The organism is Rhodoplanes roseus, assembly GCF_003258865.1.
Classification (GTDB): domain Bacteria; phylum Pseudomonadota; class Alphaproteobacteria; order Rhizobiales; family Xanthobacteraceae; genus Rhodoplanes; species Rhodoplanes roseus.
In genome coordinates, this window is record NZ_NPEX01000057.1 from 1 (window position 1) to 22,135 (window position 22,135).

Here is a 22,135-nt window from a genome sequence, read left to right on the forward strand (position 1 = left end):
AGCTCGCGGCCCGCCTGCGCACCATCGCCGGCCGGCTGAGCGCCCCTGCCACCGCCGAGCCGTCCGCGCCGGCGTCTTCGGATGACGTGCCGCGGTCACCGGACCAGCGCAGAATCCAGACCGCGCTCGACCAGATCGTGACGGCGGAGCGGGCCCTGTTCGCCGAGCCGGGGCGCGCCGATGCCATCTCGTTCGGCCGGAAGGCCCGCTACCTGGCCCCATATCGCGACTGGATTCTGGCGCGCGATACGGGGCTTGCGGCCGGATCCGCAACGTTCGTCGCAGGTGCGCTGGGGTGGGCGACCGGGTTTCCGGCCGCCGAGCTCACGGCGCTCGGCATCTGCATCTTCTCGATGGTGCTCGGCTCGATGCCGGCGCCCCAAAAGATCGCGCCGCTGCTGTTCGGCGGCGTGGTCGCCGGCGTCCTGGTGGCGATCGTCTATCGCTTGGCGATCCAGCCGGCGGTGCCGAGCGTCCCGGCCGTGGTGCTCTCGGTGCTGCCCTTCATGCTGCTCGGGGCGCTCCTGCGGGCGAGCCCGAAGACCGCGATCCCGGGGCTCGACTTCAACATGTGCTTCCTGTTGGCGAGCCAGGCCGGCCTGCCCGCCGCCGACGCCGCGACCGTGCTGGTCGACTCGCTCGCCCTGGTCGTCGCGGCGGGGCTGACGAGCGGCGGCCACCTCCTGATGCCACGCCAATCGCAGAAGCATGCCGCCGACGCGGCGCGCGCCATCCGCCAGGACATCGCCGCGCTGGTCGAGCGGGTCGCGCCGGGGGCGCGCCAGGACTGGAACCCGCACGCCTCGCGCCGCATGCTGCGGCTCCTCCTGCATCTGCGCCGGGCCGGCGATCTCGGCACGGCCGCACCGCACGGGCTGTTGGCCGCGCTCAATCTCGGCCACGCCGTGATGGACCTGCACGTCCTGGCCGGCGACGAGACCCGGAGCCCGGCCATGCGGGCCCGGGCCGAGAGCGCGCTGACGGCGCTCGGGCGGTTCGCCGACGATCCGGAGGGCGTCGCCGCATGGCTTGGTCCGCTCGCCGAGGACACCCCCGACCGGGCCCTGGCCCGCGCCACCGGCGCGGCCGCCGACGCCCTGCGGGCCGGCGCGACACTGTTCCGGTTCGGTACCCGGGCGACGGCCTGACCCGGCGGGAGGCCGGCCGGATCAGCGGAAGTTTCGATCCAGCGCGTTGTGGATGGCGGTGGCGGCGATCGCTGCGTGGCCGGTGGCGACGCTGAGCTGGTGCAGGTCGGTGGTGACGTCGCCGGCCGCGAACAGCATCGGCACCGAGGTCTGCTGTTTCCCGTCCGCCGTCAGGCAACCACCGTCGGTCGCATGGGCGCCGAGCGCCATCGCGAGATCCGAGCGCGCCTGGGCCCCCATGGCCGGATAGAGGACGTCGAGCACGATACGCGAGCCGTCCTCGGCAATCGCGACGATCCCGTCGCCCTCCGGGGCGAGATCGCGGATCGGCCCCGGCGCGATCGCCAGGCCGGCCGCTGCGGCATCCCGCGCCTCCTGGTCCGACAGAGGCTCGTCGTCGAGCGGCAGCACCGTGATGTTCGGGCTCCAGGTGCGCAGGAACAGCGCCTTCGACACGGCGCGTCGCACCGGCCCGACCACGCCGATCGCCCGGTCCATCGCCTCGTAGGCGTCGCAGATCGGGCAGTAGCGCACCAGCGTCTCCTTCACGAGCGTCAGGAGGGCCGGCAGCTCGGGGTTCTCGTCGACGATGCCAGTCGCGATCAGGGCGGCCCGGGCCGACACGACGCCGGAGTCGGCGCCGTCCCCGAGGCGGGCCTGGAAGACCTCGCCGTCCCGCTCCAACGCCGCGACGCGACCATGGCGCAAGACGGCCCCGTAGCGCTCCGCCTGGTGGCGGAGCCGGATCAGCAGATCCGGCCCGGCGATCCCGGCAAATCCCGGATAGTTGTGAGATTCGGGGATCAGCGCCGCCCGGCTCGCGCCGGCGTCGACGACCATGACGCGGCGGCGGAAGCGCGCCAGATAGATCGCCGCGGTGAGCCCGGCCGGCCCACCGCCGACGATCACGCAATCCACTGCCTCGCCGTCCACCATAACGAATCCGCCCGCTGCCCATGTCGATGACGGGGACCAACGCAGCAGCCGGTAACGAGTTCGGGCGTCCGGTCAGAATGGTGGGCGACTGAGCCGTCGGACATTGTCCTCGACGCAGCGCCGAACCGGCACCAGCGCTTGCTCGGCGGCGTCGTCGAAGCTCGCCCCGCCCAACAGCGCGCGCGTGGCGACCATTTCGGCCTCGAGCGCTGCGACGACCTTTTCGGCGACCATCCGGTGTGCCTCGCGGATCGCGGCAGGCCCGCCTTCGGCGAGCCGGATGGTGCGCAGCGCGATCACGGCCTGGGCTCGGATGCCGAGGCCGGCGATGTCGAGAAACCGTGTGAGAGGATCGGTGAAGGAGTTCATGGCACGCCTCCGGCGCCGCAGGCCGGGGCAACGGCCGAGGTCGCGGCCACCCTCAGAATCCCACCAAAACCGTAAGGGACGGTAAAAGCGGAGGAGGCGGCACCGGCTGTTTCGGCAGAGGGCCCCCGCGTCCGACGCGGACACGAGGGCCGCGTGGCTCAGTAGACCACCACGCTGCGGATCGACTTTCCGGCATGCATCAGGTCGAAGCCCTGGTTGATCTCGCCGAGCGGCAGCGTGTGGGTGATCATCGGGTCGATCTCGATCTTCCCCTGCATGTACCAGTCGACGATCTTCGGCACATCGGTGCGGCCGCGCGCACCGCCGAAGGCCGAGCCCTTCCACACCCGCCCGGTGACGAGCTGGAACGGCCGCGTCTGGATTTCGGCGCCGGCCGGGGCGACGCCGATCACCACCGACTGGCCCCAGCCGCGATGGCAGGCCTCCAGGGCCTGGCGCATCACCGTGACGTTGCCGGTGCAGTCGAACGTGTAGTCGGCGCCGCCGATCTGGTCGGCGCCGCGCTTGGTGAGGTTCACCAGATACGGGACGAGGTCGCCGCCGATCTCCTTCGGGTTGACGAAATGCGTCATGCCGAAGCGCTCGCCCCAGGCCTTCTTGTCGTTGTTGAGATCGACCCCGATGATCATGTCGGCGCCGACCAGCCGCAGGCCCTGGAGGACGTTGAGGCCGATGCCGCCCAGCCCGAACACGATCGCGGTCGAGCCGGGCTCGACCTTGGCCGTGTTGATCACGGCGCCGATGCCGGTGGTCACGCCGCAGCCGATGTAGCAGACCTTGTCGAACGGCGCGTCCTCGCGGATCTTCGCCACCGCGATCTCGGGCAGCACGGTGAAGTTGGCGAAGGTCGAGCAGCCCATGTAGTGGTGGATCGGCCTGCCCTCGAACGAGAAGCGCGAGGTGCCGTCCGGCATCAGGCCCTGCCCCTGGGTCGAGCGGATCGCCGTGCACAGGTTGGTTTTTCGCGACAGGCACGACGGGCACTGGCGGCATTCCGGCGTGTAGAGCGGGATGACGTGGTCGCCCGGCTTCACCGAAGTGACCCCGGCCCCGACCTCGCGCACGATGCCGGCGCCCTCGTGGCCGAGGATCGCCGGGAAGAGTCCTTCCGGGTCGGCGCCGGACAGCGTGAACTCGTCGGTGTGGCAGATGCCGGTCGCCATGATCTCGACCAGCACCTCGCCGTCGCGCGGCCCCTCGAGCTGGACCGTCGTCACGGTGAGCGGCTTACCCGCCTCGAACGCCACCGCCGCTTTCACATCCATCCTGTCTCTCCTCGAAACGTCCTGCCGCGTGATGTCGACCCATACCAGCCGATTCGGCCGGGGCCTATCCACCGGGCCGGGCCGCCCGTGGCCACCCGACCGCACGGCCCTGGCAGATCGAGCCAGGTGGACGCGCGAGCGGTCCGAACACAACTGCTGATCGATCTCCTGCACCTGCCTAACAATATATTCACCTGACCCCATTACCTTTTCAGGCTACTCCTGTGCAGCCGGGGCGCATGCCGATCGATTTGCCCTCCCCCAGACCGCGGTCCGCGCCGTCGACGGCCGGCCTCCGCTGGGCCAACGTGTCGTTCCGCTCCGGCCGCGAGGCATGGTCAACGTCTGATGACTCGAAAGCAGCCAAGCTTTAGTAAACCGAAAATGGGGCTCTCATCGGATTCGGCTAGAACCGAACCCTGTCGCCGTGCCACTCATGTGCGGCGCGACCGGACCGTTCATGCACATTGATCAGCCCACCCTCTTCGCCCTCACCGCGTTCGCCACGGCGGTCAGCGGGCTGATGCTCCTGTTCGCCTGGGTGCAGGACCGGTCGTCGCCGACGCTGGCCTGGTGGGGCGCCGGCCTGCTGGTCCTCGATCTCGGCAATGCGCTGATCGTGATGCGCAACGTGATCCCGGACGAGGTCTCCATCATCGCCGGCAACTGCATTCAATTGTTCGCCTACGGACTGATGTGGACGGGCGCCCGCCGGTTCGAGGGCCGGCCCGCGAAGCTGTGGGTGCCGATCGCCGTGTCGACCGCCTGGTTCGTGGCGTGCCAGTTCGACTTCTACTGGACCGACATGCCGCTGCGGATTCGCGTCTCCGCGGTCCTGATCTCGTCCTACCTGGTGGCGACCGCCTGGGAGTATCTGCGGTCCGAAAATCCCGAGCTGATGTCGCGCTGGCCGACCGTCCTCATCCTGCTCCTCCAGGTCGTCGGCGTGCTGATCCGCATCCCGATCGCCGAAAAGCTGGTGTTTCCGGCCCCCGCGAACTCGTTCACCGCGACGCTGGTGCCGCTCGGCGCCGCCGCCATGGTGCTGTTCTCCTTCGCGCTCGCTTTCCTGGTGATGGCGATGTCGAAGGAGCGGCTCGTGCTGGAGCACAAGCGCACCGCGTTGATCGACCCGCTCACCGGCGTCGCCAACCGCCGCGCCTTCTTCGAGCGGGGCGAGCGCCTGCTGCGGCGACTGCTCGGCGACGGCGGCACCGCGGCACTGCTGATGATCGACATCGACAAGTTCAAGCGCGTCAACGACACCTTCGGCCACCAGGCGGGCGACCGTGTGCTGTGCGCCTTCTGCGACACCGCCGGCCGGGTGCTGCGGCCGACCGACATTCTGGGTCGCACCGGCGGCGAGGAGTTCGCCTGCCTGCTGCCGGGCGTGAGCCTCGGCGAGGCCCTCGCGGTGGCCGAGCGCATCCGGATCGAGTTCGCGCAGTGCCGGCTCGATCTCGGCGCGGTGCGCCCCACCTCGACGGTCAGCGTCGGGGTGGTGACGACGTCCGAGGTCGGCGGCAGCCTGGCCGCGCTGATGGGCGCGGCCGACCGGGCGCTCTACCGGGCCAAGGCGAACGGCCGCAACCGGGTCGAATCGCTCAGCGGCGTGATCATGGCGACGCCTCACGGCGCAGCCGCCATGCCGCCCGACCCGGCCCGCGCCACGCCCCGCCTCAGCGAGATCGGCCCCCGCTCGGCCCATTGGCAGCCCGACGAAAACCTCGGCTTTCCCCAGCGCCGCGACGAGTCGATCGTCGCCTGACGCGGCAGTCGATTTTTCGTCCGGATCGGCTATAACGATCTCCGCCCGCCGCACCCCGGCGCCGCGTCCGCGCTCGTAGCTCAGCTGGATAGAGCATCAGACTTCGAATCTGAGGGTCGGGAGTTCGAATCTCTCCGAGCGCGCCATTTAAACTACTGAAATATTTTATTTTTCAGACCAAAAGCACGAAGTGAGCTGGTCATACCAGCGGTGATTCACTGGGAACCACTACAACTGTCGTGCGGTGCTGCCGAACCGAACTCCATACAGCGGCTTCAAGACGAACGAAGTGGCGCCGTATGAAGCTCTCGTCGATTTATCCCCTGGATGAGGATCGGCCCTACGCCGTGGGCGACTTGCGAAAGGCGGAGGCGGCGCTACTCGCGGAACGTCAGGCTGACCGGAGCATGTCCTCGCGATCGAGAGTGCAGGATCGCAAGATCATCAAATGGGCAAAGCCGCGCGTCGCCGACGATGGTCTGTTTGCGTATATCTCAGCAGAATAGGCGCGGGCTCACCCACCGATCAGCCGCACACTTCAAGACTCGGCGCCTTCCCCCGGCTACAGCCGGCTCCGCCGCCCTGTAAGGGTCCGGGGACCGCTTCGGAACGGACGACACGATCGCCATGACCGCCCATACCCCCGACATGTTCGGCTGGACGCCGGCCCAGGGCGACCTCTTCGGCGACGCCGCGCCGGCCAGCACCGCGTCGCAGGTCGACCCGGACGAGGTCCGCGGCCGCCTTCACGGCATGCTGGCCCAGGTTCGCGCGGCCGAGAAGCGGTCGCCGTGGCCGCCCGAGACGAGTCGGCTGAACCAGCTCATCTTCCCGCCGATGGCGAACTGGCTCCCCGCCGAAGAGCGCGACCAGCTCCGCTTCGAATTCGAGACAGAGCTGAAGCGGCTCAACGTGGCGGCCTGACGGCCCGCCGGCCGCGCCCGGAGCATGCCGCCGGTCGGCTCTGGCGGCTTGCGGGTTTGCGCCTCACGGGCCCGCATGGGTCGCCTCCGTTCGATCCGCGGTTTCCCTCCCCGGGACTTCCTCTCCCCAACTCGACTCCGCTTTCGTTCGGCTTTGATCCGGTCGACGTCGCGGAGCATCGTTGCGGCGCGCGACGCCCGGCGGTCCTGCCCACTCTCGAGCCTCCGCCTTTGCGCTTGCACGCATATGCGCATCTGTTAATGTGATACGCATGTCCGACGCTCTCACCATCCTGGCCGCTCTGGCCGAGCCGACCCGGCTGGCCGCGATCCGGTTGCTGTGGGACGGGCGGGAGCACTGCGTGTGCGAGCTGATGCGGCTGGTCGGAGCCAGCCAATCGCGGATGTCCCGCCACATGGCGGTGCTGAAATCGGCCGGACTGGTCACCGACCGGCGCGACGCCCAATGGGTCCGCTATCGGCGGGCCGCCGACGTCGCGCCCGAGGCGTCCGCGCTGGTCGACGCGGCCCTCGCGGTGCCACCCGCGGCTCGCCGACGGAGGGCCGCATGAGCACCACCTCGCCGGCTCGGCAGGACACGCCGCGGGAGGAACCAGCCGCCCGGTGGGTGCCACGCGTCGCCGCGCTCACCGCGCTGCTGGTGCTGTGGACGATCGTCTATGCGGGCCTGCAGCCGGCGGCCGAATGGATCGTGCACCAGCTCCCGCTCGACGCCGACGCGCCGGTCGGCCGGGCGCTCGCCTTCTTCCTCTACGACACCCCGAAGGTGCTGATGCTGCTGACCCTCGTGGTGTTCGCCATGGGGGTGGTGCGCAGCTTCTTCTCGCCGGACCGCACCCGTGCGCTGCTCGCCGGTCGTCGCCAGGGCCTCGGCAACATCGTGGCCGCCGGGCTCGGCGTGTTCACGCCGTTCTGCTCGTGCTCGGCCGTGCCGCTGTTCGTCGGCTTCGTCTCGGCCGGCGTGCCGCTCGGCGTCACCTTCTCGTTCCTGATCGCCGCCCCGATGGTCAACGAGGTCGCGCTCGGCCTCTTGTGGGCCCTGCTCGGCTGGCGCGTGGCGCTGGCCTATCTCGGCTTCGGGCTGCTGATCGCGATCGTCGCCGGCCTGGTGATCGGACGCCTGCGGCTCGAGCACTGGCTCGAGCCCTGGGTCCGCGATCTGCGGGTGGCTCCGGCCGCTATCGACGCCCCTGCCCCGACCTTCGCCGAGCGCATCGACGCCGGCACCGAGGCGGTGCGCGACATCGTCGGGCGGGTGTGGCCCTGGGTGATCGCCGGCATCGCGGTCGGCGCGGGCATCCACGGCTGGGTGCCGGAACACCTGCTCGCCGCCATCATGGGGCGCGATGCCTGGTGGTCGGTGCCGGCCGCCGTCGCGATCGGCATCCCGATGTACTCCAACGCCGCCGGGATCGTGCCCGTGGTCGAGGCCCTGCTCGGCAAGGGCGCGGCGCTCGGCACCACGCTCGCCTTCATGATGAGCGTGATCGCGCTCTCGGCCCCCGAGCTGGTGATCCTGCGCAAGGTCCTGACCGTCCGGCTGATCGCCGTGTTCGTCGGCGTCGTCGGCACCGGGATCCTGGCGGTCGGATATCTGTTCAACGCCCTGTTCGGGTGAATTTCGGAGGTCACGTCATGAAGGACGTCAAGGTTCTCGGTCCCGGCTGCAAGCGTTGCGTCGCCACGGCCGAGATGGTGCAGCACGAGGCCGACCGGCTCGGCATCCCGGTCACGGTCGCGAAGGTGACCGACATGGCGGCGATCGCCGGCTACGGCATCGCCGCCACGCCCGGGATCGTGATCGACGGCAAGGTCGTCCATGCCGGTGGCCTGCCGAAGGCCGAGGATGTCGCCCGCTGGCTCGCCGCGTAGCGAGCCGACGCGGGACGGTGCCTCACCACGAGGTCAGCACGGCGCCGTCGTACTTGCCCTCGATGAAGGCCTTCACCTCCGGCGAGCGATAGCTCTCGACCAGCACCTTCACCCAGGGCTTGTCCCGGTCGGCCGCGCGCACCGCGATCAAGTTCACATACGGCCCCTTGGGGTCCTCGCGGAGAATCGCGTCTCGGCCGGGATTGAGGCCGGCCGGGAGCGCGAAATTGGTGTTGATCGCGGCGACGTCGACGTCGTCGAGCGCCCGCGGCGTCTGGGCAGCCTCCAGCTCGACGAACTTGAGCTTCTTCGGGTTCTGCGCGACGTCCAGCACGGTGGGCGACCACCCCACCCCGTCGCGCAGCTTGATCACGCCCTTGTCCTGCAGCACCAGCAGCGTACGGCCGCCATTGGTCGGGTCGTTGGGGATGGCGATGCGGGCGCCGTCCGGGACCGCGTCCCAGCTCTTGAACTTCTTCGAGTAGATTCCGATCGGGAAGTTCACCGTGAGCCCGACACTCTCCAGCTTGAAGCCGCGGTCCTTCTTCTGCTGATCGAGGAAGGGGGTGTGCTGATAGGAGTTGGCGTCGAGGTCGCCGGCGTCGAGCGCGACGTTCGGCGTGATGTAGTCGGTGAACTCGACGATCTTCAGATCCAGCCCGTTCTTGGCGGCGACCTGCTTCACCACTTCGAGGATCTGCGCGTGCGGCCCGGCGGTCGCCCCGATCTTGATCGCCTGGGGTGCCTGCGCGCGAGCGCCGAGCGGAAACGCGACGCTGACGGCAGCGACGGCGGCGAGCACGAAACGACGGCTTGGGAACGTGATCATGGGATTCTCCAAACAATACGATGTGGGATGCGCGTCCGCTCAGTCGCGACGGATGCGCTTGTTGACTTTTCGGGCGAGCGCCTCGCCGGCGCTCTGCACGGCCTGCACGAGAACGATCAGCACGACGACGACGAGCGCCATCACGTCCGGCATGAAGCGCTGGTAGCCGAACCGGATGCCGAGATCGCCGAGCCCGCCGCCGCCGACGGCGCCGACCATGGCGGAGTGGCCGATCAGGCTCACCAGCGTCAGCGTGAGGCCGAGCGTGAGGCCGGGCAGCGCCTCGGGCAGCAGCACCTTGCGCACCACCTGGAGCGGCGTCGCACCCATCGCCTTGGCGGCCTCGATCAGCCCCTGGTCGACCTCGCGGATCGCGGTCTCGACGATACGGGCGATGAACGGCGTCGCCGCCACGGTGAGCGGCACGATGGCGGCCGTCGTGCCGATCGACGTGCCGGCGAGCAGCCGCGTGAACGGGATGATGGCGACCACCAGGATGATGAAGGGCGTCGAGCGCGCGGCATTGACCACGGTTCCGACCACCCGGTTGACGAGCGGCGCGGAAAACAGCTCGCCGCGCTGGCTCGTCGCCAGGAAGACGCCCAGCGGCAGGCCGAGCAGCGTGCCGAGCAGGCCTGCGACGGCGACCATGTAGAGCGTCTCGCCCGTCGCTGCGACGACCAGATTGATCAGCTCAGGAGACATGGCCCAACACCTCGATCGACAGCCCATTCGCCCGGACGAGATTCACCACGGCCGATACGATGTCGTCCCGGGCCGGCACGGCGATCACCATGTTGCCAAAAGGAGCGCCGCCGATCTCGTCGATACGGCCCGCCATGATGTTCACTTCGATATCGAGGCTGCGGGAGAGCCGGCTGAGGATCGGCTCGCCCGCCACTACGCCCGTGAAGACGATGCGCAGCACCGTACGGCTCGCCCCGTCCTGCCCCGGAGGCAGCCGTTCGACCAGATCCTGCGGCAAGGTCGCGCCGTTGACCGAGGAGACGAGGCGGCGCGTGGTCTCCTGGCGCGGATGGGCGAACACGTCGTAGACCGGCCCCTCCTCGATCACGCGCCCGGCCTCCAGCACCGCGACACGGTCGCAGATCGACTTGATGACGCTCATCTCGTGGGTGATCAGCACGACCGTGACGCCGGTGAGCGCATTGACCCGCTCGAGCAACGCCAGGATCTGCTCGGTCGTCTCCGGATCCAGCGCCGAGGTCGCCTCGTCGGAGAGCAGCACCTTCGGCTCGGTCGCCAGCGCGCGGGCGATGCCGACGCGCTGCTTCTGGCCGCCCGACAGCTCGGCCGGATAGCGGCCGGCCTTGTCGGCGAGGCCGACCAGATCCAGAAGCTCGGCGACACGGGTGCGGATGGTCTCCCGCGGCACGCCGGCGAGCTCCAGCGGCAGGGCGACGTTGTCGGCGGCACTGCGCGAGGACAGCAGATTGAAATGCTGGAAGATCATGCCGACACGGCGACGCAGCGCGCGCAGACCGGCGGCGTCGAGCGAAGCGACGTCGACCTCGTCGATGCGTACCCGCCCGCCGGTCGGCTTCTCCAGCCCGTTGACCACCCGCACCAGCGTCGACTTGCCGGCACCCGACCGGCCGATGATGCCGTAGACGGCGCCGGGCGCGACATCGAGCGTCACGCTGTCGAGGGCCATCACGGCGGCATCACCCTTGCGGCCCGGATAGATTTTCGAGACCGCCTCGAAGCGGATCGCCGGGCGCACCGGCGCCGCGTGCCCCGCCGGCCAGGCCAGCGTCACCGGCTCGGCGCCGGACGACGGCCGTTCAAACACCACGGTCATGTGATCTGCTCCGCCGCAAAGGCCGTGCGGATGCCTTCGACGAGAAGGTCATCTGGCTCTCCAATCCCGGAGCCCACGAATGCCTTCGTGGCGCTTTAGCGGTTGGTGCGCGGCCGCAAGCTGCTCCGTCAAATCCCGCGGCCGGCGCTCGCGCGCCGACAGGCCTTAAGTTGCCGCGCCCGACGCGGAAATCAACGGAATGGGATTTTCAAGTTCCGCACCGCGATAGCATCGCCTTGCTCCGGGGACGGGCGGCGGAGATGTCCCGTTCTCAGGCGCAATTTTAGATCGAAAGACCGATGTTTTCGGACACGGGGCGGCGCCGCTGCGACTTGCCGCGCGGGTTCGGGCCTGCGAGATTGCGGCCTCGATCCCGACGTCGTGATCACGACCGTCGGTGCCGCATGTCACCATCGCGCCCGTCCCGGCGCCGCGATGGCCCCTCTCGAGGAACTCCCATGATCAGTCGCCGTCGCTTCACCGCCGCGGGTGCGGCGTTCCTGGCCGCCGGCGCAGCGCCGGCGCGCGCCGCCACACCGGTGCGCATCGGCTTCGTCCCGGTGGTCGGGGCGAGTGCCCTCTACGTGCTCCAGGGCGCCGGCTGGGCGACCCAGGAGGGCCTCGCCGTCACCACGACCAAGTTCGACTCGGGGCCGGCCGCCATCCAGGCCCTCGCCTCCGGCACGCTGGACATGCTGGCGATCGGCGTCGCGCCGCTGGCGATCGCGCGGGCGAAGGGCATCGGCGTGCGCATCGTGGCCGGCGGCGCGACCGGCGGCTCCGGGTTCGTCGCGCGCGGCACACTCACAGAGACGCTCGCGGGCGGGACACCGGCGGCGGGATTCGCGGCCTTCCGGGCCCGCACCGGACGACGTGCGAAGCTGGCGACGCTGCCACCCGGCGGCGTGCCCACCGTCGCCTTGCTGCACTGGCTGTGGACGGTGGCCAATGTCGACCGCGCCGATGTCGAGGTGGTGCAGATGGGCATCGAGGCGGTGCAGCAGGCCATGCTGGCCGGCGCCGTCGACGGCGGCACCGTGCTGGAGCCGTCGCGCACGCTCGTCCTCGACCGCGACAGGAGCGCCAGGAGCATCGTGGTGGCGACCGAGATGTTTCCCGAGATTCCGGGCGTCGCCTTCGGCGTGACCGACAAGTTCGCCGAGGCCAATGCGGGCGCGACCGAGTCGCTGATCCGGCTCCTGGTGCGGGCCACGGCGCTGATCAGCGCCACGCCGGACGCCGCCGCGCCGCATGTCGCCGCGAGCCTCGGCGGCGGGCTGGTCGACACCAGCGTGTTCGCCCGCGCCCTCGCCTCGCCGGCCGTGCGGTTCGGCAGCGATCCGCGCGCCATCGTGGCGCCGACCGAGCGGCTGCTCGCCTACCAGGTCGAGCTCGGTGATTTCACGACCGCGCCGCCCACCGCCGGCCTGTTCGATCTCGCGGCCTACGACCGCGCGACCCGGTGAGCGGCGCCCGGTGCCGATGACCGGGCCGCGCCCCGGACCATCCGGCGGTTGAGCAAACCGCGCGCGGTCGCTTTGACTTTTATCATTCATTCGGAATGGTTATGGGGTGATGGTGGTACGTCGTTCCGAACCAAGGACCCCCGCCATGCTCAAGGCGAAAGACTTCGATCTCACCAATCCCGCCGTCGTCGTCCGGCTGCTCGCCGGCCTCTTCTACATTCCGCACATTCTGTTCAAGCTGATCGGCTTCTCGGGGTCGCTCGTGGCGTTCGGCAAGATGGGGTTCACCCCGCCGCTCCTGTGGGTGTCGCTCGCGATCCTGACCGAGACGATCTGTGCGGTCGGCCTCACGCTGAACCTCTACACCCGCTATGTGGCCCTGATGTCGGCCGGTACCATGGCTCTCGCCATCTACGGCACGGTCGCCGTGAAGGGCGCCAACTGGATGTGGAACTTCGGCGGCGTCGAGTATCTCGCCTTCTGGGGCATCGTTTCGGTCGCGCTCGCCGTGAGCGCCTGGAAGGACGTGCTTGCCACGACGACCGGGTACGCCCGCCTCACAGTCGCCAACGCGCCGGGCTGAGCGGCCGGCCACCGTCTCGAGTATTGCAGCGCGCCGGCGGACCCGCCCGGCGCGCTTTTCTTTTGTGCCGGTCCGACTCGATCAGGCCAGCGCGCCGTGGCGGTGCGGCTCGGCGAGCGTCTCGATCACCCGACACTCGGCGACCCGCCCGCAGGCGCACTCGTCGATCATCCGGGTGAGCTCGTCCTCCAACGCCTTCAGCTTCGCCATCCGCTGCCGCACCTCGGCGAGCCGCGCCCGCGCGATCGCGTCGGCGGAGGCGCAGGACTGCTCGGGTCGGTCCTGCAGCGACAGAAGCGTTCGGATCGCGTCGACATCGAAGCCGAGCTCGCGGGCGTGGCGGATGAAGGCGAGCCGCCGCAGATCCGTTCCGGCATAGAGCCGCCGGTTGCCTTCGGTACGGGCCGGCGCCGGCAACAGGCCGATCTGCTCGTAGTACCGGATGGTCGGCACCTTGACGCCGCTCAGACGTGCCGCATCCCCGATCGGCACCGCCGTCTCCGGGGCCTTTTCCCGTTCCATGGGCTCTTGCTCCTCTAGCCGCTAGAGCATGTAGGACTCTCGGCAGGAATGGAAAGGCCTGCCGATGTCGGACGTGATCGAGACCCGTTACCGCGTGACCGGAATGGACTGCGGCTCCTGTGCCGCGAAGGTGCAGGCGGCGGTGAGCCGGCTGCCCGGCGTCGCGGCCGTATCGGTCTCGGCGACGGCCGGCACCATGACGGTGACGCATGCCGCCGCCCCTGCCCTGCTGCCGACCATGAAGGCCTCGCTCTCCCCGCTCGGCTACCAGGTGGCGCCTTCCGACCCGCCGGCCGACCACGCCGCCGAGGCCGAGAGCGGGGACGGGCACGACCACGGCGCGACCGAGGACGCGCCCTGGTGGCGGACCCGCAAAGGCACCCTCACGCTCGCCTGCGGGGCGGCGCTCGCCGCCGCCTATGCAGCCGGCAAGCTGGTGCCGGAGGCGGGCTGGTGGGCCTTCCTGGCCGCCCTCGCCGTGGGCCTCGTCCCGATCGCCCGGCGGGCCTTCGCGGCCGCCCGCACCGGCACGCCGTTCTCGATCGAGATGCTGATGACCATCGCGGCGGTCGGCGCCGTGCTGATCGGCGCGGCCGAGGAAGCCGCCATGGTGGTGTTCCTGTTCCTGGTCGGCGAGCTTTTGGAGGGCGTCGCCGCCGGCCGTGCCCGGGCCAGCATCCGCGGCCTCTCGGCGCTGGTGCCCAAGACGGCGCTGGTCGAGCGCGACGGCCGCACCGAGGAGGTGCTGGCCGAGCGCCTCGCCGTCGGGTCCGTCATCATGGTGCGTCCGGGCGACCGCATCGCAGCGGACGGAGTCGTGATCGACGGAGATGGCGCCGTGGACGAATCGCCCGTCACGGGCGAGAGCGTGCCGGTGCGCAAGTCGCCCGGTGCCACGGTGTTCGCCGGATCGATCGACACCGACGCGGTGCTGCGCGTGCGCGTGACGGCGGCCGCCGCCGACAACACCATCGCGCGCGTGGTGCGGCTCGTCGAGGAGGCGCAGGAGGCCAAGGCTCCGACCGAGCGCTTCATCGATCGCTTCGCACGCTGGTACACGCCCGCCGTCGTCGCCGTCGCGGCCCTGGTGGCGGTGGCGCCGCCGCTCCTCGCCGGGGCGGGCTGGAGCGAGTGGATCTACAAGGGCCTCGCCCTGCTGCTGATCGGCTGTCCCTGCGCGCTGGTGATCTCGACCCCGGCCGCCATCGCGGCCGCCCTGTCGGCCGGCGCGCGCCAGGGGCTGCTGGTGAAGGGCGGCGCCGTGCTGGAGACGCTCGGCAAGGTGACGGACGCCGCGCTCGACAAGACCGGCACGCTCACCGAAGGCAAGCCGCGCGTCACCGACCTGGTCGGCCTCGCCCGCACCGAACGCCAGCTCCTCTCCATGGCGGCCGCCCTGGAGAACGGCTCGAATCATCCGCTCGCCCTCGCCGTCCTGGCGCGGGCCAAGGCCGACGGCGCGCCGACCCCGCCCGCGGCCGACGTGAGGGCAGAACCCGGCAAGGGTGTGATCGGCCGGCTGGGCGGCGAGGCGCTGTTTCTCGGCTCCGCCCGCAGCGCCGCCGAGCGCGTGCCGCTGGGCGACGACGCGGCCGCCCGGATCGCGGCGTTCGAGCGGGAGGGCAAGACCGTCGCGGTGCTGCTCGCCGGCGACGCCGTCGCGGGGCTGATCGCCATGCGGGACGAGCCGCGCCCGGATGCCGCCACCGGCATCGCGGCCCTGAAGGCCGCCGGCATCACGCCCGTGATGCTGACCGGCGACAACCCGCAGACCGCCGCCGCCATCGCCGGGCAGCTCGGCATCGTGGCGCATGGCGGGCTGCTGCCGGAAGACAAGCAGCACCTCGTGCGCGACCTGCAGGCGAACGGACGGACCGTCGCGAAGATCGGCGACGGCATCAACGACGCGCCGGCTCTCGCCGCCGCCGATGTCGGCATCGCCATGGGCGGCGGCACCGACGTGGCGCTGGAGACGGCCGACGCCGCCGTGCTGCACGGGCGCGTGATGGACGTGGCCCGCATGGTCGCGCTGTCGCGTGCCGCAATGAGGAACATTTCTCAGAACATCACCATCGCGCTCGGCCTCAAGGCCGTGTTCCTGATCACGACGATTCTCGGCATAACCGGCCTGTGGCCGGCGATCCTGGCCGACACCGGGGCCACCGTGCTGGTGACGGCGAACGCCATGCGGTTGCTCGCCTGGAAGATGTGAGAGGTCGGCGAATGTCGGCGGGTTCGCCGGCCGCGGCTCGCCGGTGGACGGCCTTGCTGGACTTTGCATTCAATCTTCGTCACCTTCGCGTCCCATGGATCGACGCATTTCATGAGCTCCGGCGAACTATCGGTCGGCCGCCTGATGGCGACGCCGGGCGCCGGCGCCTGTGACCGCGGCGTGACGCTGCGCTGGCGGGACGGCGTGATCGACGCGTTGACGGCCGACCCGCGTCGCGCGACCGCGGGAGCCGCGGCCGACCTCCTCGCCCTGCCGGCCCTGGTGAACGCGCATGATCACGGCCGCGGGCTGCGGCAGCTCGCCTATGGCGCACACGACCAGCAACTCGAGCTGTGGCGCGCCGCCCTCTACGCGCATCCGCCCGTCGACCCTTACGTGAACACGGCCGTCGCCTTCGCGCGGCTGGCGCAGTCCGGTGTCGGCACCGTCGTGCATGTCCACTCGTCCATCGTGACCGAGCGGCTCGTCGACGAGGCCGTGGCGGTCGCGCGCGCGGCGCGGGACGTCGGCGTCAGGCTCGCCTTCGTGGTGCCGCTGCGCGACTGCCGCACCCTCGGCTACGGCGACGACGCGGCGATGGTCGCCCGCCACCCCGCCGCCGATCGCGACATCATCCGGGAGAGGTGGCTGCATCCGTTCCCGCCGCCGGCCGACTACATGGCGCTGGTGCGCGAGATCGCGCGACGCATCGAGGGCCCGACCGTCACGGTGCAGCTCGGCCCGAACAGCCCGATCGCCTGCAGCGACGCGCTGCTCGAAGCGACCGCCGCGGAATCCGCCGACACGGGCCGCCGCGTCCACACGCACCTTCTGGAGACGCGCGCGCAGCGCGAGTGGAGCGACGCACGTCATCCGGCCGGCCTCGTCTCGCATCTCGACGCGCTCGGCCTGCTGTCGCCGCGCTTCGCCGGCGCGCACGGCGTGTGGCTCTCGCCGGAGGACTGCCGCCTGATGGCGGCGCGCGGCGCCACGATCGCCGTCAACACCAGCTCCAACCTGCGGCTGCGCTCAGGCATCGCGCCGGTCGCCGATTACATCCGGGCCGGCATGCGGTTCGGCATCGGCGTCGACTCCGCCTCGTTCGACGAAGACGACGACGCGTTCAAGGAGATGCGCGTCACCCACTGGCTGCACTCGCTGACCGGCAATGCCTCGCCCTTGACCCCGGCTCTGCTGTTCGAAGCGGCACTCGCGACCGGATTCGAGATCGCCACCGGGCGACGCGACTACGGCAGCCTCACACCCGAGAAGCCGGCCGACATCGTCGTGCTCGATTACGGCGCGATGGCGAGCGACGTGATCGACGGCATGGTCGACGAGACCGAGGTGGTGCTGACCCGTGCGACGCGACGTCACGTGCGCGGCCTGTTCGTCGACGGACGCGAGGTCGTGCGCGACGGGCGCGTGCTCGGCGTCGATCTCGACGATCTGGAACGGGACTTGCTAGCGCAGCTGCGGGCGGCCGCGCCGTTGATGCGCGCGCTGCAGCCCGTGATCGCGCGGTCGCAGGCGACCTTGCGAGCCTTCTACGAGACCGGGGAGCATCTGAAGGACGAATGATGCGACGAACGAGCCGGCACACGCACCGATGACGATTGATCGGTCGCGTGGATGCCTTAAGATCGAGCATCTCACCAGCGCACAAGATTTGCGCATCTGTTTCGATCTCCGATCCGCGTGACGGCCGCCCGGTCGTCGGCCGTCTTTGTATTCAAGCCCTGTATACCGAGCACAACCAGGAGAGATTCATGCGACGTGGCTCCTATCTTCGCGCGGCATTGGCGATCGGCGTCGTCGCGGGCCTCGCTTCGACGGCGGCGCCCGTCCGGGCCCAGGAGCCCGGCGTCAGCGACACCGAGATCACCATCGGCGCGATCGGCGCGCTGACCGGGCCGCTGGCCTTCATCGGGACGCCCGGCCGCGACGGCATGACGCTGGCGCTCAACGAGATCAACCAGAAGGGCGGCGTCTGCGGGCGCAAGCTGAAGCTGAACTACGAGCACGCCTCGACCCCGGCCGAGAGCCTCGCCGCGGTGAAGAAGCTGGTCGAGCAGGACAAGGTCTTCGCCCTCGTCCTCGCCTCCGGCAGCACCGGCGCCGCCGCGGCCGCCGACTACGTCCGCCAGGTCGGCGTGCCGACCTACAATCTCTACGGCTCGACACCGATCATCCGCGAGCCGTTCTCCAAGAACGTCTTTCACGGGGCCATCGTGCCGGTCGAGGTGGCGGCGCCCGGCCTGATCAGCATGTTCTACGACGAGGGCCACAAGCCGCAGAAGATCGGCGTCCTGGCCGGCACCTACGCGTTCCCGCAGGCGACCCTCAAGGCGGTCGAGGACCACCTGAAGGCCCAGAAGGTCGACTACGCCCTGGAGAAGTTCGACCAGTCGGCCCGCGACTTCACCTCTCAGCTGGTCTCGTTCGGCCGCCAGAAGGTCGACTCGGTGCTGATCCTCGGCAGCTTCTCGGAGGCCGGCTTCGCCATCAAGCAGGCGCGCGAGCTCGGCATGACCAACATCCGCTGGGTGCTGGACGGCTCGGCCGTGAGCCGCGCCATCGTGCCGATCATCGGCAACGCCGACGGCATCCGCGGCTACTTCAACAACCCGGCCTTCCCGGGACAGAACGACACCGTGAAGGAATTCGAGGCGCGGCTGAAGACCTTTCTCGGCTCCATGCCGCAGGGCCGGCCGAACAACTACGACATGATCGCCTACGGCTCGACCTATGTGGTCGCCGAGGCGATCCAGGGCACCGGCTGCCAGCTCACCCGCGACAAGTTCCTCGCCTCGTGGTCGAGCCTGAAGGACGCCGGCCCGACCAAGATGGGCGGCCTCGACGTCAGCTTCCCCGAGAGCTTCACGGAGACCGACCACCAGGGCAACTACCGTCTCGGTGCCACCGTCGTGAAGAACGGCGAGTGGCAGGTCTATCGCGTCATCGAGCGGCCCTGAGCGTCACGACGATGGCGGAGCTGGGACTCGTTCTGATCGCCGGCGCCAAGTTCGGCGCCATCTATGCGCTCGCGGCGCTCGGTCTGGTGGTCGTGCACAAGGCCACCAAGACCGTGAACTTCGCCCATGGCGCCTTCGCCATGCTGGGCGCCTTCGCCAGCTTCCTCGTCGTCGTGCACTGGCAATGGCCATATTGGATGGCCTATGTGCTGATCCCGCCGCTGATCGGGATCGTGGCGGCCCTGATCGAGTTCCTGATCCTGCGGCCGCTGCGGCGGGCCGACATGTTCACGGTCGTGATCGCGACCGTGTTCCTCGGCATCGCCCTCTCGGAGGCGTTCCGCCTCACCTACAACACCGAGCTCCTGGCCGTGCCGGGCATGTTCGTCGGGATGCCGTTCATCTTCGGCGGCGTGTTCGTCACCCAGGAGACGTTGTGGGTGATCGTCGGCGCGCTGGTGATCTCGTCGGCCTGCGTCGTCCTGTTCCGCTACGGCCGGCTCGGCCGCGGCATGCGGGCGATGGCGTCCAACGTCCGCGGCGCCCAGCTCTGCGGCTACTCGGTCGACCGCGTCTACATGTTCGCCTGGTTCCTGGGAGGCGCCATGGCCGGGCTCGCCGGCGTGTTCGTGGCGCCGGTCAGCGGCGTCTCGGTCGAGTTGTCCATCGCCCTCATCTCGGCCGGCTTCGTCGCCGGCGTGATCGGCGGATTCGACAGCCTCAAAGGGGCGATCCTGGGGGGCCTCCTGCTCGGCATCACCGAGAGCCTGGCCGCCGCCTACATCTCCAGCGCGTTCAAGAACTGCATCAGCTTCCTGCTGCTGTTCATCGTGCTGATGTGGCGCCCCGAGGGGCTCTTCCCGGAGAAGGTGGCGCGCCGTGTCTGATCTGCGTCGCGTTCTGGCCGGGATCGGCCCCGCGCTCGTCCTGCTCGCGCTGACGGCGCTGGGGCTCGGGCTCGACAACTATCCGAAATTCGTCATCTCCATCGCACTGGTGTCGATGCTGGTCGGGGCGTCGCTGGTGGTCCTGGTCGGGCTGGCGCGCTGCATCACCCTGGCGGCCGCCTCGGTGATGGCGATCGGCGCCTACACGTCGAGCCTGCTCGCCATCCATCTCGGCATCCCGTATCTGATCGGGCTGGCCGGCGCGCTCCTCACCGGCGCGCTCGCCGGTTGGCTGATCGCCCTGCCCGGCACCCGCTTTCGCGGGCACAATCTGGCGATGGTGACGCTGGTGTTCCAGAGCGTCTGCATCATCCTGATCCGCGAGGCGAAGTCGCTGACCGGCGGCGCCGAGGGCATCCACGTCCCCGCCCCGACCCTGTTCGGCTGGACGGTACGGACCGACGGCGACTTCCTGCTGCTGATCGGTGTCTTCTCGGCCCTCGCGGTTCTGGTCCTCACCGTGCTGGTGCGCGGCGCCTTCGGCAAGAACCTGCAGGCGGCGGCCGGCAACGAGGTCGCGGCCGAGGCCTTCGGCGTCAGCGTCCCGGCCTATCTCACGGCCGCCTTCGTGGTGAGCTCGATCGGCATCGCCTTCGCCGGCGCACTCTCGGCGCCGCGCGTGCGAATCCTCGATCCCGACAGCTACGGCGTGCTGCCCTCGATCTTCATGCTGGCCTATCCGATCGTCGGCGGCATGCATTCGATCTGGGGCGGCCTGCTCGGCGGCGGCGGGCTGCGCATGCTGCCGGAGGTGCTGAGGCCGGTCGCCGACTATCAGGAGCTGTTCTTCGCCTCGCTCGTGATCGTCGTGGTGATGTTCTTTCCCGGCGGCCTCGTCGAGCTCATCCGCCGTGCCGTATCGGTGGTGCGCCGGCCGGCGGACGATCGCAGAGCGGCGTCCGAGCATACGGCCGCCCGCCGACCGGCGACCGTGCAGCCCATCGTCGCCGAGTCACCGGAGCCGCTTCTGCAGGTCGCGGGCGTCGACAAGCATTTCGGCGCGCTGCATGCGGTGAACTCGGCTCGCCTGGTCGTCCCGGTCGGGGGCATTCACGGCCTGATCGGACCGAACGGCGCCGGCAAGACCTCGCTGTTCAACATCGTGTCGGGCTTCCTTCCGGCCGATGCGGGGCGCGTCACCTTCGACGGCACCTCGCTGCTCGATCTCGCCGCGCGCGATCGGATCCGGCTCGGCATCACCCGCACGTTCCAGCACGTCGCGGTGTTCGGGCAGCTCTCCTGCCTCGACAACGTGATCATCGGACGCGGCCGCAACGGCGTGCTCGCGGCGGTCGGCCAGAGCCTCGACGAGTTCCGCGGCAGCGCGCACGCCGCGGCCGCCCGCAACGAGGCACTCGCCGCACTCGACGCGGTGGGGCTCGCCGATCTCGCCCGCACGCCGGCCGGCTCGCTGTCGCTCGGCAACCAGCGGCGGCTCGAGATCGCCCGCGCCATCGTATCGGATCCGCGCCTGATTCTGCTCGACGAGCCGGTGTCTGGCGTCGCCGAGGCAGAAATCGACGATCTGCGCGAGCTGCTGCTGCGCATCAACGCCGAGCGCAAGATCGCGATGCTGGTGGTCGAGCACAATATCCCATTCGTTGCCAAGCTGTGCCGCTCGCTCTCCGTGATGGGCGCCGGCGCCATCGTGGCCGAGGGGACGCCGGCCGACGTCATCGCGCTGCCGGCGGTACGGCAGCTCTATTTCGGCGAGGACGTGGCCGCATGACTCCGCTGCGCGTAACCGGACTGACCGTGAGCTACGGGCGCGTCGCCGCCGTGCGCGAGCTGCGCCTGACCATCGAGGCCGGCGAGGCCCTGGTGCTGCTCGGCCCGAACGGCGCCGGCAAGACCTCGGCCGTCGAGGCGATCGCCGGGCTGCTGCCCAAGCGGGCCGGCACCGTCGAGTTCTTCGGCGAGAACATCGCCGGCCTCACGGCCAGCGCCATCGTCCGCAAGGGCCTCGCTCTGGTGCCGCAGTGGCGCGAGCTGTTCCCGACCTTCTCGGTCGAGGAGACGCTGCTCGCGGCGACCACGGCGGCGCAGGGCCGCGACCCCAAGCCGCTCGACCAGATCTACGCGCTGTTCCCCGTGCTGGAGGAGCGGCGCAACCAGCTCGCCGGCTCGCTCTCGGGCGGCGAGCAGCAAATGCTGGCGATCGGCCGCGCGCTGGTGACAAACCCGAAGCTCCTGCTGCTCGACGAGCCCTCGGCCGGCCTCGCCTCCGGCATCACGCGCTCGCTGATCCAGACCATCATCCGGATCCGCGACAGCGGCGTGCCGATCCTGCTGGTCGAGCAGAACATGGAGATCGCGCGGGCGATCGGAAACCGCTGCACCATGCTGGCCGCCGGCAGCCTCGCCTGGGAGGGCTCGATGGCCGAGGCGATCGAGCGCAACGAGGCCGCCCGCGTCTATTTCGGCGAGCACTGATGCGGGCCGTCGCAACCGGCGCC

The 22,135-nt window shown here is 70.1% G+C and carries 21 protein-coding genes and 1 tRNA gene; 15 read left to right on the forward strand and 7 right to left on the reverse strand.

Annotation, left to right across the window (positions count from 1 at the left end; genetic code table 11):
* Positions 1-1,148, forward strand: a 1,148-nt coding sequence (locus CH341_RS10765; RefSeq protein ID WP_146604437.1) for an FUSC family protein, incomplete at its 5' end; no start/stop codon positions are given.
* Between the two features lie 21 nt (positions 1,149-1,169).
* Here CH341_RS10765 and CH341_RS10770 read toward each other — a convergent pair.
* The 3 genes from CH341_RS10770 to CH341_RS10780 all read right to left on the reverse strand — a co-directional run bounded on the left by CH341_RS10770 (position 1,170) and on the right by CH341_RS10780 (position 3,739).
* The gene (locus tag CH341_RS10770; protein WP_111419035.1) at positions 1,170-2,084 is read right to left on the reverse strand and encodes an NAD(P)/FAD-dependent oxidoreductase; all 915 of its coding nucleotides are present in this window, start codon (positions 2,082-2,084) and stop codon (positions 1,170-1,172) included.
* A gap of 72 nt (positions 2,085-2,156) precedes the next feature.
* Complete coding sequence (locus CH341_RS10775; RefSeq protein ID WP_111419036.1) at positions 2,157-2,453, reverse strand: hypothetical protein; 297 nt, start codon at positions 2,451-2,453, stop codon at positions 2,157-2,159.
* 158 nt (positions 2,454-2,611) lie between these two features.
* The gene (locus CH341_RS10780; protein ID WP_111419037.1) at positions 2,612-3,739 is read right to left on the reverse strand and encodes an S-(hydroxymethyl)glutathione dehydrogenase/class III alcohol dehydrogenase; all 1,128 of its coding nucleotides are present in this window, start codon (positions 3,737-3,739) and stop codon (positions 2,612-2,614) included.
* Between the two features lie 460 nt (positions 3,740-4,199).
* Here CH341_RS10780 and CH341_RS10785 point away from each other — a divergent pair, with 460 nt between their 5' ends.
* The 6 genes from CH341_RS10785 (at position 4,200) to CH341_RS10815 (ending at position 8,323) form a co-directional block, all read left to right on the forward strand.
* Positions 4,200-5,507, forward strand: a complete 1,308-nt coding sequence (locus CH341_RS10785) for a GGDEF domain-containing protein (protein WP_170149568.1) — start codon at positions 4,200-4,202, stop codon at positions 5,505-5,507.
* 69 nt (positions 5,508-5,576) lie between these two features.
* A tRNA-Arg gene (locus CH341_RS10790) sits at positions 5,577-5,653 on the forward strand.
* A gap of 481 nt (positions 5,654-6,134) precedes the next feature.
* The gene (locus tag CH341_RS10800) at positions 6,135-6,431 is read left to right on the forward strand and encodes a hypothetical protein (RefSeq protein ID WP_111419040.1); all 297 of its coding nucleotides are present in this window, start codon (positions 6,135-6,137) and stop codon (positions 6,429-6,431) included.
* Between the two features lie 271 nt (positions 6,432-6,702).
* Positions 6,703-7,002, forward strand: a complete 300-nt coding sequence (locus CH341_RS10805; RefSeq protein ID WP_111419041.1) for an ArsR/SmtB family transcription factor — start codon at positions 6,703-6,705, stop codon at positions 7,000-7,002.
* Entirely contained in the window at positions 6,999-8,069 is a 1,071-nt protein-coding gene (locus CH341_RS10810) for a permease (RefSeq protein ID WP_111419042.1), read from the forward strand. Before CH341_RS10805 ends, CH341_RS10810 begins: the two co-directional genes overlap by 4 nt.
* 17 nt (positions 8,070-8,086) lie before the next feature.
* A complete protein-coding gene (locus CH341_RS10815; protein ID WP_111419043.1) occupies positions 8,087-8,323 on the forward strand; it encodes a thioredoxin family protein in 237 nt (78 codons plus the stop codon).
* Positions 8,324-8,345: 22 nt separating this feature from the next.
* On the opposite strand, the gene CH341_RS10820 is transcribed toward CH341_RS10815, so the two are convergent.
* The 3 genes from CH341_RS10820 to CH341_RS10830 are packed head-to-tail and all read right to left on the reverse strand — an operon-like array spanning position 8,346 to position 10,974.
* Positions 8,346-9,152: a MetQ/NlpA family ABC transporter substrate-binding protein gene (locus CH341_RS10820; protein ID WP_111419044.1), complete on the reverse strand. Its 807-nt coding sequence runs from the start codon at positions 9,150-9,152 to the stop codon at positions 8,346-8,348.
* A 39-nt stretch (positions 9,153-9,191) separates the two neighbouring features.
* On the reverse strand, positions 9,192-9,857 hold the full coding sequence (locus tag CH341_RS10825) for a methionine ABC transporter permease (protein WP_111419045.1): 666 nt from the start codon (positions 9,855-9,857) through the stop codon (positions 9,192-9,194).
* Complete coding sequence (locus CH341_RS10830; protein ID WP_111419046.1) at positions 9,847-10,974, reverse strand: methionine ABC transporter ATP-binding protein; 1,128 nt, start codon at positions 10,972-10,974, stop codon at positions 9,847-9,849. Before CH341_RS10830 ends, CH341_RS10825 begins: the two co-directional genes overlap by 11 nt.
* A 458-nt stretch (positions 10,975-11,432) precedes the next feature.
* On the opposite strand from CH341_RS10830, the gene CH341_RS10835 reads away from it, so the two are divergent.
* Positions 11,433-12,440: an ABC transporter substrate-binding protein gene (locus tag CH341_RS10835; RefSeq protein WP_170149569.1), complete on the forward strand. Its 1,008-nt coding sequence runs from the start codon at positions 11,433-11,435 to the stop codon at positions 12,438-12,440.
* 145 nt (positions 12,441-12,585) lie between these two features.
* On the forward strand, positions 12,586-13,023 hold the full coding sequence (locus CH341_RS10840) for a DoxX family protein (protein ID WP_170149570.1): 438 nt from the start codon (positions 12,586-12,588) through the stop codon (positions 13,021-13,023).
* 81 nt (positions 13,024-13,104) lie between these two features.
* Here the strand turns inward: CH341_RS10840 and CH341_RS10845 are convergent, their stop codons facing one another.
* Positions 13,105-13,545 carry a MerR family transcriptional regulator gene (locus CH341_RS10845; RefSeq protein ID WP_111419049.1) on the reverse strand — a complete coding sequence of 147 codons (441 nt, stop codon included), beginning with the start codon at positions 13,543-13,545 and terminating at the stop codon, positions 13,105-13,107.
* Between the two features lie 64 nt (positions 13,546-13,609).
* Between CH341_RS10845 and CH341_RS10850 the strand changes: the two genes are divergently transcribed.
* The 6 genes from CH341_RS10850 to CH341_RS10875 all read left to right on the forward strand — a co-directional run bounded on the left by CH341_RS10850 (position 13,610) and on the right by CH341_RS10875 (position 22,112).
* On the forward strand, positions 13,610-15,757 hold the full coding sequence (locus CH341_RS10850) for a heavy metal translocating P-type ATPase (RefSeq protein ID WP_111419050.1): 2,148 nt from the start codon (positions 13,610-13,612) through the stop codon (positions 15,755-15,757).
* Between the two features lie 111 nt (positions 15,758-15,868).
* Positions 15,869-17,338 carry an amidohydrolase family protein gene (locus CH341_RS10855; RefSeq protein WP_111419051.1) on the forward strand — a complete coding sequence of 490 codons (1,470 nt, stop codon included), beginning with the start codon at positions 15,869-15,871 and terminating at the stop codon, positions 17,336-17,338.
* Positions 17,339-17,526: 188 nt separating this feature from the next.
* The gene (locus CH341_RS10860; RefSeq protein ID WP_111419052.1) at positions 17,527-18,732 is read left to right on the forward strand and encodes an ABC transporter substrate-binding protein; all 1,206 of its coding nucleotides are present in this window, start codon (positions 17,527-17,529) and stop codon (positions 18,730-18,732) included.
* 11 nt (positions 18,733-18,743) lie between these two features.
* Positions 18,744-19,619: a branched-chain amino acid ABC transporter permease gene (locus tag CH341_RS10865; protein ID WP_111419053.1), complete on the forward strand. Its 876-nt coding sequence runs from the start codon at positions 18,744-18,746 to the stop codon at positions 19,617-19,619.
* Positions 19,612-21,408, forward strand: coding sequence for a branched-chain amino acid ABC transporter ATP-binding protein/permease (locus CH341_RS10870; RefSeq protein ID WP_111419054.1), 1,797 nt, complete (start codon positions 19,612-19,614; stop codon positions 21,406-21,408). The genes CH341_RS10865 and CH341_RS10870 overlap by 8 nt, the downstream gene beginning before the upstream one ends.
* The gene (locus CH341_RS10875) at positions 21,405-22,112 is read left to right on the forward strand and encodes an ABC transporter ATP-binding protein (protein ID WP_111419055.1); all 708 of its coding nucleotides are present in this window, start codon (positions 21,405-21,407) and stop codon (positions 22,110-22,112) included. Before CH341_RS10870 ends, CH341_RS10875 begins: the two co-directional genes overlap by 4 nt.
* The last annotated feature ends 23 nt before the right edge of the window (positions 22,113-22,135 follow it).